General features: G+C 41.5%; 18 protein-coding genes. 3 read left to right on the plus strand and 15 right to left on the minus strand.

Going from position 1 to position 19,136, the window contains the following annotated elements:
* Positions 1–275: 275 nt before the first annotated feature.
* From motS to OMHG_RS12520, 4 genes are all read right to left on the minus strand, one after another.
* Entirely contained in the window at positions 276–1,064 is a 789-nt protein-coding gene (motS, locus tag OMHG_RS12505; protein WP_010651212.1) for a flagellar motor protein MotS, read from the minus strand.
* On the minus strand, positions 1,054–1,878 hold the full coding sequence (gene motP / locus OMHG_RS12510; RefSeq protein WP_010651213.1) for a flagellar motor protein MotP: 825 nt from the start codon (positions 1,876–1,878) through the stop codon (positions 1,054–1,056). Before motP ends, motS begins: the two co-directional genes overlap by 11 nt.
* Before the next feature lie 156 nt (positions 1,879–2,034).
* Positions 2,035–3,036, minus strand: a complete 1,002-nt coding sequence (gene ccpA / locus OMHG_RS12515; protein ID WP_010651214.1) for a catabolite control protein A — start codon at positions 3,034–3,036, stop codon at positions 2,035–2,037.
* Positions 3,037–3,490: 454 nt separating this feature from the next.
* A complete protein-coding gene (locus tag OMHG_RS12520; RefSeq protein WP_010651215.1) occupies positions 3,491–4,564 on the minus strand; it encodes a bifunctional 3-deoxy-7-phosphoheptulonate synthase/chorismate mutase in 1,074 nt (357 codons plus the stop codon).
* 197 nt (positions 4,565–4,761) lie between these two features.
* On the opposite strand from OMHG_RS12520, the gene pilM reads away from it, so the two are divergent.
* Positions 4,762–6,894: a pilus assembly protein PilM gene (gene pilM / locus OMHG_RS12525; RefSeq protein ID WP_010651216.1), complete on the plus strand. Its 2,133-nt coding sequence runs from the start codon at positions 4,762–4,764 to the stop codon at positions 6,892–6,894.
* 75 nt (positions 6,895–6,969) lie between these two features.
* On the opposite strand, the gene OMHG_RS12530 is transcribed toward pilM, so the two are convergent.
* The 8 genes from OMHG_RS12530 to OMHG_RS12565 all read right to left on the minus strand — a co-directional run bounded on the left by OMHG_RS12530 (position 6,970) and on the right by OMHG_RS12565 (position 15,670).
* Positions 6,970–7,575 (minus strand): YtxH domain-containing protein, encoded by a 606-nt coding sequence (locus tag OMHG_RS12530; RefSeq protein ID WP_010651217.1) that lies wholly within the window; start codon positions 7,573–7,575, stop codon positions 6,970–6,972.
* Between the two features lie 21 nt (positions 7,576–7,596).
* Positions 7,597–8,004, minus strand: a complete 408-nt coding sequence (locus tag OMHG_RS12535; RefSeq protein WP_010651218.1) for a DUF948 domain-containing protein — start codon at positions 8,002–8,004, stop codon at positions 7,597–7,599.
* 431 nt (positions 8,005–8,435) lie between these two features.
* Positions 8,436–9,746 carry a UDP-N-acetylmuramate--L-alanine ligase gene (gene murC / locus OMHG_RS12540; RefSeq protein ID WP_010651219.1) on the minus strand — a complete coding sequence of 437 codons (1,311 nt, stop codon included), beginning with the start codon at positions 9,744–9,746 and terminating at the stop codon, positions 8,436–8,438.
* Positions 9,747–9,946: 200 nt separating this feature from the next.
* Positions 9,947–11,062: a nicotinate phosphoribosyltransferase gene (locus OMHG_RS12545; protein WP_010651220.1), complete on the minus strand. Its 1,116-nt coding sequence runs from the start codon at positions 11,060–11,062 to the stop codon at positions 9,947–9,949.
* A gap of 72 nt (positions 11,063–11,134) precedes the next feature.
* Positions 11,135–13,699 carry a DNA translocase FtsK gene (locus OMHG_RS12550; RefSeq protein ID WP_010651221.1) on the minus strand — a complete coding sequence of 855 codons (2,565 nt, stop codon included), beginning with the start codon at positions 13,697–13,699 and terminating at the stop codon, positions 11,135–11,137.
* Between the two features lie 202 nt (positions 13,700–13,901).
* Positions 13,902–14,504, minus strand: a complete 603-nt coding sequence (ytpR, locus tag OMHG_RS12555) for a YtpR family tRNA-binding protein (RefSeq protein WP_010651222.1) — start codon at positions 14,502–14,504, stop codon at positions 13,902–13,904.
* 14 nt (positions 14,505–14,518) lie between these two features.
* Complete coding sequence (locus tag OMHG_RS12560) at positions 14,519–15,328, minus strand: DUF1444 domain-containing protein (protein ID WP_044476933.1); 810 nt, start codon at positions 15,326–15,328, stop codon at positions 14,519–14,521.
* Positions 15,329–15,352: 24 nt separating this feature from the next.
* A complete protein-coding gene (locus tag OMHG_RS12565) occupies positions 15,353–15,670 on the minus strand; it encodes a thioredoxin family protein (RefSeq protein ID WP_010651224.1) in 318 nt (105 codons plus the stop codon).
* A gap of 172 nt (positions 15,671–15,842) precedes the next feature.
* Between OMHG_RS12565 and OMHG_RS18380 the strand changes: the two genes are divergently transcribed.
* Positions 15,843–16,187, plus strand: coding sequence for a hypothetical protein (locus OMHG_RS18380; RefSeq protein ID WP_147629068.1), 345 nt, complete (start codon positions 15,843–15,845; stop codon positions 16,185–16,187).
* A 75-nt stretch (positions 16,188–16,262) separates the two neighbouring features.
* Here the strand turns inward: OMHG_RS18380 and OMHG_RS12570 are convergent, their stop codons facing one another.
* The gene (locus OMHG_RS12570; protein WP_010651225.1) at positions 16,263–16,775 is read right to left on the minus strand and encodes a hypothetical protein; all 513 of its coding nucleotides are present in this window, start codon (positions 16,773–16,775) and stop codon (positions 16,263–16,265) included.
* 157 nt (positions 16,776–16,932) lie between these two features.
* Between OMHG_RS12570 and OMHG_RS12575 the strand changes: the two genes are divergently transcribed.
* Positions 16,933–17,373, plus strand: a complete 441-nt coding sequence (locus OMHG_RS12575; protein ID WP_010651226.1) for a YtoQ family protein — start codon at positions 16,933–16,935, stop codon at positions 17,371–17,373.
* 80 nt (positions 17,374–17,453) lie between these two features.
* On the opposite strand, the gene OMHG_RS12580 is transcribed toward OMHG_RS12575, so the two are convergent.
* Positions 17,454–17,960 carry a DUF84 family protein gene (locus OMHG_RS12580; protein WP_010651227.1) on the minus strand — a complete coding sequence of 169 codons (507 nt, stop codon included), beginning with the start codon at positions 17,958–17,960 and terminating at the stop codon, positions 17,454–17,456.
* 54 nt (positions 17,961–18,014) lie between these two features.
* Positions 18,015–19,079, minus strand: coding sequence for a M42 family metallopeptidase (locus tag OMHG_RS12585; protein ID WP_010651228.1), 1,065 nt, complete (start codon positions 19,077–19,079; stop codon positions 18,015–18,017).
* Positions 19,080–19,136 lie beyond the last annotated feature (57 nt).

A 19,136-nucleotide genomic window follows, 5' to 3' on the forward strand; every position in this document is an offset into this window, starting at 1 on the left:
GTTTTTTCCGCGATTCTGCTCGTTATTCCGCGCTTTCGCTGATTATTCCGCGGTTTTACTAATTATTCCGCGCGGCTGCTGATTATTCCGCGGTTCCTCTGTTTTTTCCGCGCTTCTGCCGTTTATTCCGCGCCCCTGCTCTTTTTTCCGCGCCGCCGCTCTTTTTTCCGCGCGGCTGCTCGTTATTCCCTTTCGCTCAACGGTCAGATCTCTCCCGGGGTTTTCGATGTTCTCTCACTCCTGCCATTGTTTGAAGCATATAAAAAAGGAACTGATCAGCTGTCAGTTCCTTCTTCTTCATTACCCTTTTCTAAGATTACAATTTCAACGCGGCGATTCTGACTCCAGTTTTCTTCGGATGTATTTGGTACGAGCGGCTTTGTATCTGCATATCCAACCGTAGAAAAACGTGAGACATCAAGGTTGTTTTCCTCAATGAGATATCTGACTACACTGCTTGCTCTTGCACCGGATAATTCCCAGTTGGATGGATATCGGTAATTGGAGATTGGTCGGGAATCGGTATGCCCTTCCACTTTTACATTGTTTGGTATATCCGTAAGCAGGGTTCCAATCCGATCGAGAAACGGTTGTCCTTCCACAAGTATGTCTGCTTCGCCGGAATCAAATAAAATGCTTTCCTGCAGTACAAGAACGACACCCCGCTCAGTTCGATTTGCGGATACAACGTTATTTAGATCATATTCATCCATATAGCTTTCGACATTGTTTACCAGTTTATTCAAAGAATCATCTTCCGTTGAAGAACTAACAGTGTCACTAACTTCCTCTGTTGGTGTATCAGAATCAGGTTCCATTTCATCTTTCTCATCTTGGTCTAAATTGTCTGCTGAGTTATCCAGCGGCACCGCGGATGAAGAAAAATCAAAGATCATGCGATTTCTGAACGACTCTGAAATCGTATCGAATTTAGTCAGATCGATTTGGGACATGGAGAAAAGAAGGATGAAAAAAACGAGAACAAGTGTAACCATATCTGAATAGGTTACCATCCATTTTGGTGCACCTTCCTTTTTTTTCCGTCTCATCTGTCTACGCTCCATTTACGCTCTCCCCCACGTAACTAGCAGATTCCTCATTTACTTTTCGCTTTGTGGTATCGTTCGTCAAAAATGCGCCAAGTTTTTCTTCCAAAATACGTGGATTTTGACCTGACTGAACACCAATGATGCCCTCTATAATAATTTGTTTTGTAAAAATTTCTTCTTCTGTTTTTGCTTCCAATTTTCCAGCCATTGGTGTGAAAACCAAGTTGGCAAGAACGGTTCCATACAAGGTTGTAAGGAGGGCAACTGCCATACTAGGTCCAAGTGTGCTTGGATCGGACAGTGTATTCAGCATCAGTACTAGTCCAATCAATGTTCCAATCATTCCCCATGCTGGTGCATAATCTGCTGCCTTTTCAAATAGCAATCTTCCTTTATAATGCCTGTCTTCCATTGCAGTAATTTCAGCATTCATAATATCTGTAATCACTTCTGGTTCGATTCCATCGACTGCAAGTAATATTCCCTTTCGGATAAAAGGGTCTTCTACATCTTCCAGTTCGTTTTCCAGAGCGAGAATTCCCTCCCTTCTCGCACGTTCAGATAAACGAATGAACAGATGGATCAATTCCGGCAGCTGCATATCATTTTTGTTAAATGCTTCTTTTAAGACCTTACCAGTCATCTTGATTTGTTCCTTTTTAAATGTAATCAGCATCGATGCAATCAGACCGCCAATTACAACAAAAATAGATGGAATATCTGCAAAGGAGGCTAAACCGTCTGTTCCACTGTTCGTTAAGATCGCTAGCATTATCATAATAAATCCTAATGTAATACCGATTGGAGTTAATATATCACGTTTTCTCATATTTATTTGTCTCCCCATTATATCTTTGCTGAAAATCAATATTTTATTGGAGCTCACAGGTCCCATTAAAATAAGAAGCGTCCAAAAAGGTATCGATAAAGCTTTAGAGCCGCTCGTAACTTTTTGAACACTATTTGATTTATTATTATATCGGTATTATTTTTCTGATGTTGAGTTTCTGAACTCAATTCGATGTGGTAATACGACGTTTTTATCGTCTACCTGTTCTTTATTCATATACTTTGTCAAAAGTCTCATTGCAACTGCACCTATATCATATGTCGGCTGAACAATGGTTGTCAGTGTTGGCCGGACCATTGTAGCAAGTCGCGTATTATCAAAACCAAACACTTCCATATCATCAGGAACTTTATATCCGCGATCCTGCACACCGTGAATAACACCTAATGCAAGTTCGTCATATGCAGCAAACACAGCTGTGGGCTTATTATCAAGACCAAGGAATTTCTCTACGGCTTCTAGGCCGCTCTTGTAACCATATTCCCCTTTGAAAATCAAGTCTTCATTAACTGTAATGGACGCATCCTTAAGTGCCCGGATATATCCATTATATTTAAGCGCACTGACACTTGATTCCGCTTCACTGGTAACAAGCGCAGGCTGTTGATGGCCCTTATCAATCAAACTTTTTGTTGCTTCATAGGATGCGAGCTCGTAATCAATATTTACAGAAGGAATTGTATCTGTTGGGTCATATGTAGAAGCGAGAACGACCGGTACCGAAGAGGTTTTGAATTGGTGAATATGCTCATCGGTGATATTTCCTCCCATGAATAAAATACCATCGACCTGTTTTTCCAGCATGGTGTTAATCAATTGAACTTCCTTGTCCTTATTCTGATCAGAACTGCTTAAGATAATATTATATTTATACATGGTTGCAATATCCTCAATACCGCGTGCAAGTTCAGAGAAAAAGATATTGGAAATATCCGGGATAATCGCTCCCACAGTTGTTGTCTTTTTGCTTGCCAGTCCTCTTGCAACAGCATTAGGGCGATAACCTAATCTTTCAATTGTTGCCAGGACTTTTTTGCGTGTTGTTGGCTTAACGTTCGGGTTACCATTAACAACACGTGAAACCGTAGCCATGGAGACGTTTGCCTCTCTTGCTACGTCATAGATCGTAATGTTCATCTAAGTCTACCTCCTAAAAATAATACAAATCGACTTCTTTCTCTATATGATACTCTACCATGAAAAAAATTACAAAATTTTTCATTATAAAATCAAGCTGTCATCACAACCAGTAACTAATAGTGCTATCTTTTACAAGGAACGTTAACTTTAAATAACTGGAATCCGTGTGTTGGACATATACGCCCAGTTAACGATTGGCAGCAATTCCGCGATTCTAACAAATAATTCCGCGCTTTTCCGATTATTTCTGCAGTTCTGCTCATTATTTCGCGCTAATCCGATTATTTCCGCCATTCCTGCTCCTTTTTCCACGCTCAGCCAAATACCCCATTTGCACAATAAAACCTATACAGAAGCATATTTCTGATGGTGCTGGATGTGGCGATTTGTTATCTTCATCTGAAATGTTAATAAAAAGAAGGGCTGATCATGTTGACCAGCCCGGGTACTGCTATTTCAAACGGTTTTCCAATCCTTTAATTTCTTCAAAAAAGCTATCAAATGTTGGTATATCCATTTGCTGTGCTGAATCAGATAATGCTACAGCGGGATCTGGGTGAACCTCTGCCATGACACCGTCAGCGCCAATTGCAAGTGCTGCTTTGGCTGTTGGAAGGAGCAGGTCTCTTCTGCCCGTGGAATGGGTCACATCCACCATGACAGGAAGATGGGTCTCCTGTTTTAAAATAGGTACAGCTGAGATATCAAGTGTATTGCGGGTTGCCTTTTCATAGGTTCTGATTCCGCGTTCACATAAGATAATATTTCCGTTGCCGCGGGACATTATATATTCGGCAGCATTGATGAATTCTGAAATGGTTGCAGACAGGCCGCGTTTTAACAATACTGGTTTATTGGAATCACCGGCAGCTTTAAGCAATTCAAAGTTTTGCATGTTTCTTGCACCAATCTGGATTACATCAATATAATCGGCAGCTTCCTCAATATGGGCTGGATTCACAATTTCGCTTATAACTGCCAAATCATATTCATCAGCGACACGTTTTAGAATTTGCAGGCCTTCTACACCAAGCCCTTGGAAATCATATGGTGATGTTCTAGGTTTAAAGGCTCCACCGCGAAGCAGCTTCAATCCCTTACTTTTAATTGATTCTGCTACAGCAGCAACCTGTTCATAACTCTCGACTGCACATGGTCCGAATACGTAGCTCGCTGTTCCGTCACCGACTTTCTCGCCTTTGAGGTCGACAACCGTATTCTCCGGCTTCTTTTTACGTGATACGAGTAAAGCTTTGCTGTGATCGTCTTCCTGTAATTCAAGACTTGCTTTGAAAATTTCCTTAAAAATATGCTCAAGTGTCGCATTTTGGAATGGTCCGTTATTGTTTTCCTTGATCTTATCCAGCATTTCCCTTTCACGCACTGGATCAAAGCGCTTCATACTCTGCTTCGTTTTCAACTGACCAATTTGCTGAATCAGCTCTGCACGTCGATTTATTAACTTTAGAATTTCCAAATTCACATCATCTGTTTGCTTTCGTAGCTGCTCCATTTCGTTACTCATTTCCTATGCGCCCCCTGATTCAAAATTTAGCTATTTTTAATAATTAGTGACAATTATAGCTAAAATTCTTTTATTTGTCATCATTAAGTTTATAATATAGTAGATATTATTCTATTAATCATAGATTATGTGTTCAAATCAACGTTTGAATATCCGATTATATAAGAGTACTAGCAAATTGGAAGGAGTGCTGAACATTGGAATCACCTATCTTCGCACTTGATATTGGCACCCGCTCCGTAACGGGTCTATTACTGGAAAAACAGCAGGATAAGTTTTCCGTAATAGATTATTGTATAATAGAACATACCGAACGTTCCATGCGTGACGGACAGATACATAATGTTGTAGCAGTTGCAGATGTAATTAAAGAAGTAAAAGATACGCTTGAGGAAAGATCCGGTACTGTGTTGACGAAGGCATGTGTCGCTGCTGCAGGTAGGGCATTGAAGACGATTGAAGCAACTGCTTCGATTTCACTTCTTCAACAGCCGATCACGAATGATGAACAAATTAAACACTTGGAACTTACCGCCGTCCAGGCTGCCCAGATGGACTTGGCCGGACAGGAGAAAGACAATGATTATACCAATTATTATTGTGTTGGTTACTCCGTTCTCCATTACAGGCTGGATAAAGAGTTGATTGGATCACTGATTGAACAAAGTGGTGAAGAAGCTTCCGTTGATATCATTGCTACATTTCTTCCTAAAGTAGTTGTGGAATCATTGCTCGCTGCACTGGCAAGAGCAGATCTTGAAATGGAGGCACTAACACTCGAACCAATCGCCGCTATCCATGTGCTGATTCCTGAGTCGATGCGCCGTCTTAATGTAGCACTTGTTGACATTGGTGCAGGGACAAGTGATATTGCAATAACCGATAGAGGAACAGTTGTAGCCTATGGCATGGTCCCAGTTGCTGGTGATGAGATCACCGAGGCGATCAGCGATCATTATTTGCTTGATTTCCCACAGGCAGAAGCAACAAAACGGCGAATTGTTAATGAAGGACAGGATAAAGTCGCCGATATACTGGGATTTGAGTCCACGATTACATATGATGCGCTCGTTGCAGACATCTCTGTTCATGTCGATAGATTGGCAGCAGCCATTTCAGATGAGATTCTTCAGTTAAACGCCAAGTCACCTAGGGCGATTATGCTTGTTGGCGGCGGAAGCCTCACGCCTGACTTGACCAGTGCTCTTGCAAACAAGCTGGATTTGCCGGCCAATCGTGTTGCAGTGCGCGGAAGTGATGCCATCCAAAGCCTTGTCAAAAATGAACATATTCCACAGGGGCCAGACTTTGTCACTCCCATCGGTATTGCGATTGCAGCAAAGCAAAACCCTGTGCATTATGTAAGTGTCCGAGTAAATAAGAAGATGATCCGCCTATTTGAAATGAAGCAATTGACTGTAGGAGATTGTCTCATTCAGGCAGGAATCGAATTGAATAAGCTATACGGAAAACCCGGAGTTGCATCCATAATTAACGTAAATGGAACAGAAATTACTGTGCCAGGCAGTTTTGGAACTGCACCGACCATTTACCTGAACAATAAAGAAGCTAGTATGGACGCTCCAATCAAAAACAGGGATGATATCAGTGTCATTGCCGGAAGTCCAGGGGCAGCAGCAGAAGTCACATTGGAGGAACTTATTGGAGAAGTACCAGCGATGACCATTTTTTATCAGGGGAAGGCCTATCAGCTTCAATCCTCCCTTTACGTAAATGGCCAGTTAAGAACAAAAGATTACCTAATAAAGGATAGGGATATCATTGAATGGAAAAAGACTCAGTCTATTAAAGACTTCCTCTATTCAAGAAGCACAGAGAATTTAAACAGTACGAAACCTTTCATCTGTTACGTAGACAACCGGAAGATTTCCATTGATAAAGGTGAGACTAAGGTTTTCCTAAATGGGGAAAACGTGACTGTTGAACAGAAAATGCAGCATAATGACAGACTCGAAGTGAAATCTGCAGGCAATCCAACCGTTCAGGATTTGCTTCAGCAGTTGGATATTGAGTATATCCGGACCATTACAGTTACTTTTAACGACAAGCGCATAGTGATGAAGCAAATCCTCGTTTCTGTTTTGCGTGGGGTAGAACAACTAGAATTGGAAAGTCCAGTAAAATTTAACGACACATTGAAAGTCAAAGAAAAAAGTCCGGAACCGTTTATATTTCAGGATATCTTCCGTTTTGCTGAATTTGATATATCGATGGTAAATGGCAACTTTAAACTCTACAAAAACGATCAAAAGACAGCATTTGATGCGGAAATCCAGACTGGTGACCGACTGGAAATCAGATGGAGCTAAATGATGTTTTATGGGTTCATATTGCCCATAAACGAAAAAGACCGCTGCATGAATAAATCTGCAGCGGTCTTTTTGCTATTTGTTTGTATTCGTTTTTAATTTCGGATCTGCCGCCGGCTTTTTGGATGCGTTATTATTTGATTTCGCTGCAGCAGCATTTTTTGACTGAGAAGCAGCTGTATTTTTCACTTCTTGCGTTTTATTGGTAACATCCTTTTTTACTTCCTGTGCTTTTTGACTGACATCGCTCTTTACTTCAGCAGCTTTTTGATTAGTATCATTCTTTACTTCTGCCGCCTTTTGGGAAGCATCGTCACTCAATTCCTGCGTTTTCTGGATTGCATTGTCTTTTAATTCCTTTGATTTCTGAACAACATTGTCTTTAACTTCCATTGTCTTTTGACTAACGTTTTTGGTCAGCTGGGAAGTCGTGTCCATTGCTTTTCTTCTTAACTCCGAACCAGTTGTATAGGCCTTATCTTTCCACCCGGAACTTTTCTCCTGGGCAACATCTTTCCATTCCCCAGCACGATATTTCACTTGAGTAGCTCCTTGATTAATATCGTCTCTTAATTCCCTGCCGGATTTAGGAGCAAACAGCAATGCTGCAGAGGCACCTACAATTGTTCCGACTAATGTACCGATAATAAAATCCTTTGTGTTAATATTATTCTCTGACATAAAAATTCCCTCCTTAATATATTACTTGCTTTTTCTCTTATTCCAATATTCGAAGATGGAAGCTCCCCATTTAACGGCCTGTGCCGCCTTTTCCTGATCCTCTTTCGAATTTCGTGAAATGACACTGGACAGCTGCCGTAACGTCTGATTGAAGTCACTGACAGTATCGCCAATACCTTTGGCTCCTTGGAAAAGTCCATCCAATTTTGCGGATTTATGATTAATATCGTCTGCTAATCGATTCGTTTTATTCAACAATTGTGTTGTTTCGGAAGTTACTCCCTGCATTTGCTTTTCCAGACCCTGTACGGTTCCTGATACGTCATTTAGTGTTTGTTTTGTTGCTTTCAATGTGATGATTACATATACTACCAGCACCACAAATGCGATAGCAGCGATAAGTGCGGCAATATACAACATGATTTCCATTCCTGAATCAGCTCCTTTTGTATGTAGTAGTACGAATAATCATGTCTTATACAGATAATTCCCTTCCTTCATTTTGTACCTAATTAAATAGGATATCTTCTTTAGTAAATACCCTAAATGAACCATGGTAAACATACGTAAAAAAGAAGGCGTTATATCGATAAAAACATAGCTATAGTATATCCCTTTCCAATAACAAATTCGACAAATATGGGAAAAATCCTTCCAATACATATCATTTTTCTAAAGTGGAGCTATCTGAAGTAGCTTCCGGACTGATAATACGCAGTGTATATATGTGCCTGTTTTAATGATATACCCCTATTTTTTGAGAAATATCAGGCAAAAATACAAAACTTATCAATCATTATTAGAATGCCCTTAATTAAAAAGAACCATCAAGGTAATATATACCTTGATGGTTCTATAAATTAGTTCTTTATGGAGCGGTTCTTCGTATCTTCATAAGCCTTCTGGAATTTCTGAATATCCCCTGCACCCATGAAAATTAAAACACTGTCTTTATATTCCTGAAGCACTTCCGTCTGTTTCAGATCAAGAAGCTTGCTGTCGGGAATCAATTCCTGTAATTCATTGATTGTAAGCTGGCCTGATTCTTCTCTTGCAGACCCGAAAATATCACATAAGTATACATCATCAGCTTCATTTAAGCTATCAGCAAATTCCTGCAAGAACGTTTTTGTTCTGGTAAACGTATGCGGCTGGAATATAGCCACAACTTGTTTAGTTGGATATTTCTTTCTGGCAGATTCAATTGTTGCCATGATTTCTTTCGGATGATGGGCGTAATCATCGATAATAACCTGATCTCCGGCCATTTTTTCCGTAAATCGGCGCTTAACACCTTGGAATGAATAAAGTTTCTTAATATCCTCTGCTACAATGCCTTCATAGTGGCAGATTGCTATGACGGACAATGCATTCAGGATATTATGATTGCCATACATAGGTATGGTAAATGTGTCATAATACGTATTTCTTACAAACACATCAAACTGTGTCCCCTCAGTTGTTTCCTGGACATTTTGAGCCTGAAAATCATTCGTTTCGGCAAATCCGTAATAGATGACCGGAACCTTGGTATGGATTTTCTGCAGCTCTTCGTCGTCACCACATGCCACAATACACTTCTTAACACGGTCTGCCATTGATTGAAATGCATCGACAACATCATCAAGGCTCGTAAAATAGTCCGGATGATCAAAATCAATATTGGTCATGATGGCATAATCAGGTTCATAGCTCAGAAAATGGCGGCGGTATTCGCATGCTTCAAAAACAAAATATTTGCTGTCTACATGTCCATTACCTGTTCCATCTCCTATCAGATAGGAAATCGGAAAAGTCTCATTGAGAACATGTGCAAGCAATCCTGTAGTGGAAGTCTTGCCATGTGCCCCTGTTACGGCAATACTTGTGAATTGCTTTAACCATTCGCCAAGGAATTCATGATATCTATAAAAGGTACAGCCCTGTTTTTTTGCTTCCTGAATTTCAATATGTTCATCTGAAAAAGCATTTCCTGCAATAACGGTAAATTCTTCTTTAATATTACTCTCCGAAAACGGGAGTATCGGGATATTTTTTGCTTCCAGTGACTCCTGTGTAAAAAACTTCTTATCTACATCCGAGCCCTGGACTTTTTCACCTGAGTCGTGAAGGATTTGTGCAAGAGCACTCATTCCTGTCCCTTTAATACCAATAAAATGGTAAGTTGTCATAAAACGAACCTCCAACATGTTCATACAAACATTTATCTAAAAATTGTATGAAAGGATATTCATACCGCTTCATTATAGCAAAGATCGATTTAGTTTCAAACACTTTATACTGACTGCTCTATAATTAGAAAATTGATTAATATTAGTGAATCGCTTTGATAACGAATATTTACTGGATGATCCGTATCTGCTTGTATAGCTTATTTGTTCGGGTCATGATAGTCAACCTTTTCAAGCCGGGGATTCGGTCTGAAACGCCGTCCCTCTTTTGCTTCAGGACTGCCATTCAAAAGAACCAAATCACCGGTAAAGCCGATATTGAGCCGTAGCAAGCTTCGGCCGACACCATACATATCCACTGGCACACCTGCTTTTTCAAACTCGGTAATCCTATCCTCCGTAAATCCTCCTGTCACCATGATTTTAACATGCTGGAAACCATCATCATCCAGTGCTTTCCTTAAAGCAAACAGCAATTCAGGATTGACCCCGCGCGGATCGAATGTTCCCATTAAATGATGATTTCTAAGGAAATACTTATCAACGAGTGTTCGCGATGTATCAAGGCGAACAGACTTTAATTTATCGCCAAATTCGCGAGCGACTTTCAGTGAATCCGTAATGACATCATTATTGTAATCAACAAGTGCGGCCAATTCATCTTCAGGATACATCTCATGGTAGGCTTTTGCAGCTGCAACCGTATCTCCGCGAAACATTTGAATCAGCGCATGTGGCATCGTTCCCATACCTTCTTTGCCCCACCACTCATTCATTGCATGTGTAGCCTGTGCGGTAGAACCCCCAATAAATGCAGCGTACCCATCACCGGCCTGTGTCGTATAATGGTCATCACGGTCACCCATAAATATAACCGGCTTCTTCTCCCCGGAGGTTCGCGCAGCTTTTACCACATTGTATACATTTGTTGCCACAGATGTTCTTCTAGCAAGGATACCATCTATAAGTCCTTCGAGAAAGCCAAACTGCTGATAGGATCCGGAAATCGTCATTACCGTCTCATATGGACTGATTTTATCTCCATCTTTCAATGATTTTATCTCCAATGTTTCAGGATGATCGGCGAAGCTATGGAGTAATGCAATAGCTTCATCGGTTCCGCACAGTACAGCATCCTCTTTCTGAAAAAACTGCATGGTTACATAATTATGGGGTATTTTCTTCTCGGCAATCTCTTTTGTTTTTAAAAAGTATACAGCGGAGAACCAACCATCTTTGATGCGTTCATCAAATTTAAATGTTTTGTTGGTAAGACGTTTGATATTCCCTGAAAGCTTCTGACTGATTTCCTTCATTATAATGATGTCTCCTTATCGATTATCCATAGTCTCTATATCATATAGAATTTTTCAATTTCAGACAAACAATTAAAACTCTTCAAGCTGGTTTTGGGCAATCAGAACATCTCTCGGTTTGCTTCCATTCTGTCCGGAAATAATTCCTCTTCCCTCGAGCGAATCAATAAGCCGTGCCGCCCTATTGTAACCAATTTTAAAATGACGCTGGAGCAGGGATGTACTAGCACTGTTTTGATTGAGAATAAATTGAATGGCTTCATCCATTAATTCATCCACGTCCTCATCCATACTGAGCTGTTCAAGCAGCTCCTCCTGTTCAAATAAGTAATTCGGCTCAGCAATTGTCCGAGCATAGGCGGTTACACGCTCAATCTCTTCATCGGATACAAATGGACCTTGCAGACGAACGCTCTTTCCGGCACCATTTTCAACAAACAGCATGTCTCCTTTTCCAAGCAGCTTTTCTGCGCCGCTGGAATCAAGAATTGTACGGGAGTCGATTTGGGATGAAACACTGAAAGCAATCCTTGTTGGGATGTTTGCTTTAATCAGACCGGTAATGACATCCACAGACGGACGCTGTGTTGCCAGGAGCAGGTGAATCCCGCATGCCCTTGCTTTCTGTGCGATCCGGCTAATCGAATCCTCGACATCCTGTGGAGACATCATCATCAAATCAGCAAGCTCATCAATCACAATGATGATAAAAGGCATTTTTTTATCGGCTCTTCCCTGTTTGACTACCTTTTGGTTATATCGCTCGATGTCCCGGACACCTTCCTGGACAAACTTCTCATAGCGTTCTTCCATCTCGCCTACTGCCCATTTCAGACTTTGTGTCGCTGCCTTCACATCTGTAATCACCGGAGCCACCAAATGGGGTATCCCATTGTAAGGTGCAAGCTCCACCATTTTAGGATCTATCAGAAGGAACTTCACGTCTTCATGGCTCGCCTTATAAATCAGACTGATTAAAATCGTGTTGATACACACACTTTTACCCGATCCTGTCGCACCAGCTATCAGGCCATGGGGCATCTTCTGGACATTGGTAATCTTCGGATAGCCTTCTATCGTAAGACCAAGCGCTATACTTAATGGAGATTTACTCTCTCGAAAATCAGCAGTTTCGAAAATTCCCTGCAATCCAACCATCTCAGCCTTTAGATTCGGCACTTCAATCCCTACTGTATTTTTCCCTGGAATCGGTGCTTCAATTCGAATATCCTTTGCAGACATGTTTAATTTCAAATCATCCGAGAGGTTTTTAATCTTGCTTACTTTAACTCCCATCTCCGGTTGCACTTCAAATCTCGTAACGGATGGACCCTGTGTTGCTTTTACAACCTTGGCACGAACATTGAAGTACTTTAAAGTCTGCTCCAATAATTGCTGCTGTTCATTTACCCACAGCTGGTCATCAGTATTTTTTCCAACAGGGTCATTCAGCAAATGATATGGAACATGAATCTTTTGCTCCGGGATGATTACTTGCTGAACTTCAACAGGTTCATGTGTGCTATCAGATTGCTGGGCCGTTTCCTGCACTGCTTCCCCATCTGAGGTTGCCTGTGTGCCTAACACATCTCGCTTCCTGTCCGCAGCTTCCCTTTCAAAATATGGTTTGTCCAAATTTTGCCGGCTCGATTTCCGACTTTCCGCTTCTACTGGCCGGATGGGCGTGTTCTGCCGTTCACTTGCGGCAGTGCGCTTCTGTTTATCAAAAAGATTCTTCTTATCCCTTGGCGTCATCAGAACATTAAAAGGTTCTGACTTGGATTCACCAGTTCTTCTATCAAATGCCCTTCTATTTTCCCTTGAACTGATTGGATTCATCTTACGCTGTCTTTCCTGTTCACGTTTTGCTTCATTTAAATCGTCTTTCCCATCGGACACTCTATCCTCCCGCGATTCTATAGCGGCCGCTGCTTCTTCTTTATGCAGATTCAGACTGGAATTAAGCGTGTTTTCAGAAGGTATGTCTTCTTTTGGTTCAGTTTCCTTTGCTTTGACATTTTCCGAATCCCTATTATTTATACGATGTACAGACGCAGGCTCGTTACCTGCTGATGGAAGTATATTTTTCTGAATTTCCGAAGAAAGTGAGCTAGTCTGATCGGAAATATCCTGGTTAAGTTCCTTACGTTTATAGGCAGGAATCTGTTCAATTTCTTCATTCTGCCTTCTTTTTTGGAATCCGTATATGGGGGATGGAACTTCTGTAGGCTGAAATGGTATACTCGGGTCCTTCTTATATACTTTTCTTCCTGGTATCGATTTTTCCCGAGGCTCGATTCTTTGAGCCTTCTCTTCCCCACCACTGCTTGTCTGCCCGTCTTTTCTATGCTGATTGTTATGCTTTTCTTTATCCTGGGAAGACCTTTCCTGACGTTTACTTTGTTTTTTCTGATAGGCAGGGATATCCTCCCTTGCCTTATTTGTTTGTGGCTCATCCGGTATCACCGGGAAACGGAATGCATTTCTCTCCGGATATTGATATGTCATTTTTGCCTTCAATTGCTGTTTTCCGCCATTACGAAAATCGCTTGGTTTGGTTTCCACAATTTCTTCTACTTCAATTTCAACTTCTTTAGTAAAGATATTCTTTATTTTTTCTTTCCATTGGTCCCACATTTTCATTCACTCATTTCTGTTTCCTAAAAATAGTTCACTCTCTATTCTAGCAGTTTTTGGATGTATTTGGAATGTATCTGGAAAAGGAATCTAAGAAAGGCTTCTTGTCAGGATCATCCAGAATTCAGAAAACAGATATGGGGAACGGAATCGATACCTGTAATTAAAAAACAGCCTCTGTATCATTCAGAGGCTGCTCCATTTAAAATACAAACTCTTCCCCAGCGGAATAGGAATCATCCAGTACATAGATCCCTTTTTCCTTTGGTGCGTTCGGCAAACCAAGTTCTTTCTGAGAACAGATCATCCCATCAGATGGAACGCCGCGGAGCTCAGAAGCCTTGATTTTCATCCCGCTCGGCATTGTTGCACCCACTTTGGCAACAACCATCTTTTGACCTGCATCAATATTCGGTGCCCCGCATACGATTTGTAACGTTTCCGTACCCACATCGACCTGGCAAACGCTCAACTTATCTGCATTTTCATGTGGCCCTTTATTGGTAACATACCCTACTACAAATTTCGGGCTCAAATCAAAATCAAGGGGGTCGCTTAGATTATTTGCTTGGAATAACTGCTTTATTTCCTGTAAAAAGGTTTCTGTAAGCTTGATTTTGCCCTTTTCCTTCAGGTCAAAATGCTCGGAAGCCTGGAAAATATTATATCCCAGAATATCACCAGCTTTTGTGGTGATTTTCGTAATATCACCAAACTTTTCATGTTCAATCTCGTATCTGTCGCCATCTTTAATTGGAATCAGCAGGACGTCACCGATTCCGTCTGGATTATAAAAAACATCCATTTAACTCATCCTTCCTAGCTTTTCTCCGGTTTGTTTTTCGCAAGTATAAATATGGGCTCCAATTTCTTATCTTCATAAATGAACGGAAGAGATGTAATCGGAATACGACCTTCTGCAAAGAACTTCATCGTCATCTGCGCTAAAATATCATACCCCATTTTGTTCTGGATGTCAGCAAAAATCAGGACATCCTGATGCGGAACGGCAACAGTCAGATCCCCCTTGGCATTTGCCTTCATTTCTTCAAGAAAGACTTCGTTCAAAATTCTGCTGGCATCATACCCATCCTGTGTCGCTACAAAATAGAAATCATTGTCGGCAACACGATCATGTTTCGGTTCACGCGAAAGTGAACGCACATTAAAGGCTGCAATTTCATTAATACGGGAAACCGTCCAGCCCTCTTCTTGAAGAAGCTCTTCATCCACCAGCCGGTAAGACTTGCCGAGATCCAAAGCATAGAAGATCCTTGTTTCTGCTGTATGGTCTTTATAAACCAGCTTGGCACCTGCCTTGGTCTCCGTTGGGAAGGAAGGCGAACGCAGAACAGGATAGATATTTTTCTCCATGCCTGAGAGATGATGCTCCTCATCCATAATCCGGAGCGCCTCTTTAATATGCTCTTCCAGTTCATCAATCGCTGTTTCACCGCGCTCGTTATATTTCACAACCATATTCGGCAGCGTAATGGATATTCCCTGCTTCGATTCCTTCCATTCTATCCGAAATGTATCTGTATCCCGATTGAATGAAGTATTATAATTCTCATTCGAGAGCCGTTCTTCCAATATTTTCTTTAATTTAAAGCTTGTCATTTTCGACATTCAGTTACCTCCTGAAACCATCAATTAGGCAGTTAATCCATCAATAAACTGTTCTATCTCCTCTTTCGTTTTTCGATCCTTGCTGACGAATCTTCCTGCCTCTTTCCCATCCGTAAATGCCAGAAAACTCGGAATCCCAAAGATATCATGCTCTTGGCAGACTTCAATAAATTCATCTCTGTTAACTTCCACAAACTGATACTGCGGATATGCATCCTCTATCTCTGGTAATACCGGCTCAATCACACGGCAGTCCGGACACCAGCCTGCAGAAAAAATAAAAATTACTTGTTCATTATCTTTTAACTCATTAAACTGTTCAACAGATTCTAAATGTTTCATCCTTCATCAACGTCCTTTCTCCCCTTATCATATCCTTGATTGCACTCCGATTCAATTATCTTGGTTTGGGATTATGCAGCCTGGAGTGGACAGCAGGAATAACGTAGATTTTCGCACTTATTTTGCAGGGAAGCCGGAGGGTGCGTCTACGAGGACGCGCTCTTTTTGGCTGATGCTTGAAACCGGTTTGAACTGTACGCAGGGCAGGGTTGGGCGGGAGGATTTTTTTGGTCGATTCCGCGTTTTTTGGGATATTTCCGCGCTTTTCTCGGTTTTTCCGCGCTTCTCTCGGTTTTTCCGCGCTTCCCTCGGTTTTTCCGCGGTTCTCTCGGTTTTTCCGCGGTTCTCTCGGTTTTTCCGCGCTTTCTCCGATTATTCCGCGGTTCTCTCGGTTTTTCCGCGCTTTCTCCGATTATTCCGCGCTTCTCTCGATTATTCCGCGCTTTTCTCGGTTTTTCCGCGCTTTCCTCGTTTATTCTGCGGTTTCCTCGTTTATTCCGCGCACTCCCGCTTCTAACTTTGTTATCCTATTACCTTGGCAAATGCGGATAATTTAGGCCCTTGTATCACGATACAAACATTCTCCTGTTTTTTACTGCTGCATTGCAATTGATTTTGCGGTTTTCATCAATTCATCTGCATCCTGCTCCATGTTTGTTTTTGTTGTATAAGTAGTAATTTTCACTCCCCCTACGCCCACTTGCATTTCGTAGCCTTCTTCAATCTCCGGCAGTATGCGGATATAGCCAAATGATGTGTCATTATTGAATGATTCCAGAACTAACACTTTTTCATTCTTTGATGCAGCATTGAAATTCATTTCACTTTGTGCGTTTTCAATTGGATTTTTGAAAACGATGTATGTCTGCTTTCCATCTTCCAATATCAGATTGCTTTCGTCATTGCTTTCCACTGTCAGATGGGCGGGTATGTATATCGGATCGCCATTTATTTCCTCATTGGCCTTAATCTGTGCCTCATCATAGAAAGCTTCCTCAGCAGCAGTTTCAGCTTCTGAAATTGCGGTTTCTTCTGATTTCAGACTGCAGCCTGCCAGTATTAGCGCAAATAGAATTGCACCAAACATATAAATTGGATTTTTCACATTGTTTCCCCCTGTACAGTCCTTTTTTCCACATAATATCATACTATTAAATGGGGAAATTTTAAACCACGTTTTACTGTATGCGCTATCATTTATTTGCAATACGGATAAAGTCGTTTACTATGAATGGTAGATGCTATATTTTGGAGGGATAAAAATGGAGCTTACTGTTTATTTGGCCGGTCAAATCCATGACAGCTGGCGTGAAGATGTAAAGAGAAAGGCAAATGAAAGAAACCTGCCGCTCACCTTTGTGGGACCGCAGACGAATCATGATAGATCCGATCATGTTGGCGAGCATATTTTAGGAGAACAGCCAACTGATCTGCATAAAGATGATGCTGCCTCAAGTATCAATAACTTCCGAACACAGGTATTGATGCAAAAATCAGATGTTGTCATTGCGTTATTTGGAGAGAAGTACAAACAATGGAATACTGCAATGGATGCAAGCACAGCAATCACGATGAACAAACCGACCATCATAATCAGACCTGAATCTATTATTCATCCATTAAAAGAACTATCAAATCGAGCAAATGTAACAGTGGATACGATTGATCATGCCCTTGATGTCCTGGCATATATTTTTGAATGATAATGTGAAGAAGGTTGGGATTAAGCACCCAACCTTCTTCTTGCTTTGATAGGAATTCAATGGTCTGACGAAATCTTCCTCTATTTTCTTAGAAGGTATTCCCACTGTCCGCGCAGCAGCTTAACCACATGTGCGAACATTTCCATACGAGTGACGAGATCATTTGTAAAGATTCCAATCGCTCCTTCGTTTTTGCTAACTTCCTGTTTCTTCGCAAACTGATCCATCAGTATCCCCAATTCTATTCCGTCGCTGAGACCTGCCTCAATTTCATCTGGCAAAGCAATCCTCGCCCCGCTCGCTGTCAGCACCTTTCCCTCAGAGGTGACAAGCGCGCCCCAATTGCATAAATATAGCTGGTTTGCAACATGCATGACCCCTCCTTCCAAACCAATCCCCATTGCTTCTGGTACGGATTTTGCACATTGGAATGCTCTGTTTACCGCACCATGTTTTGTCTCTTCATCGGAAAAAGGTTGTGCTGGAACCCCTGAATCTGCTGCCATTGCAGTCACGCTGGCAGTTGGGAAAATCTCTTTTACCGCACTAATCTTTGTTGGATTCTCAGATCCTATAATAATCTCCATTTTGTTCCCCCATTAAAATAGCTGCCTTCACTATCGGCAGCTATTCCTCCTGATTTATGAATTCCTGATTTGTTCAAGCGTGTTGCTGTCTGTCGTTTTTACTAGTTTAATAAGCAATTCTTTTGCTGCTGCATAGTCGTCCACGTGAATAATCGAAGCAGAGGTATGGATGTAACGGGAACATATTCCAATAACCGCCGATGGGACCCCTTCGTTGGAAACATGGACACTTCCGGCATCCGTGCCGCCTTGTGAGATAAAATATTGGTAGGGAATATCATTGGTCTCTGCTGTATCAAGTATGAATTCACGGATTCCTTTATGGGTAACCATGGTTCGGTCAAAAATTCGGAGTAATGCACCTTGACCCAATTGGCCGAAAGCCTTTTTATCTCCAGAGGCATCATTTGCAGGCGATGCATCAAGTGCATAGAAGATGTCTGGTTTTATCATATTCGCTGCCACCTTAGATCCTCGCAAGCCAACTTCTTCCTGTACAGTTGCACCGGAATATAATTGGTTAGGTACTGTTTCATTTTGAAGTTCTTTTAATAATTCGATTGCCAGACCACATCCATAGCGATTGTCCCACGCTTTTGCGAGGATTTTATTTTTGTTTGCCATCGGTTCAAACGGCGTAATAGGAACAATGGTGTCTCCTGGTTTTACGCCAATATCAAGTGCATCTTCACGATCATCTGCACCAATATCAATCAGCATATTTTTAATCTCCATTGGTTTGCTGCGCTGGGCATCTGTCAGTAAGTGTGGCGGGATCGATCCAATTACACCAATCACTGGACCATTTGCTGTCATTACTTGGACACGCTGGGCCAGCATAACCTGGTTCCACCAGCCTCCAAGCGGCTGGAACCGAATCATTCCGTTATCGGTAATTTGTGTAACCATAAAGCCAACTTCATCCATATGTCCTGCAACCATAACACGGGGCCCTTCACCATGCTTTACACCAAACACCCCTCCTAGGTTATCCTGGATGATTTCATCGGAATACTTTTCCAATTCCGTTTTCATAAAAGAACGGACCGGATGTTCGTTTCCCGGTGCTCCTTGCAGTTCTGTCAGCGTTTTAAATAGTTCCATTGATTCTTTATTCATTTAGACCCCTCCATTTTATGTAAGTCATACTATCCGTACTTTCCCATATATTCAGTG

The organism is Oceanobacillus massiliensis str. N'diop, from assembly GCF_000285495.1.
In the GTDB taxonomy this organism is placed as follows: Bacteria; Bacillota; Bacilli; order Bacillales; family Amphibacillaceae; genus Oceanobacillus; species Oceanobacillus massiliensis.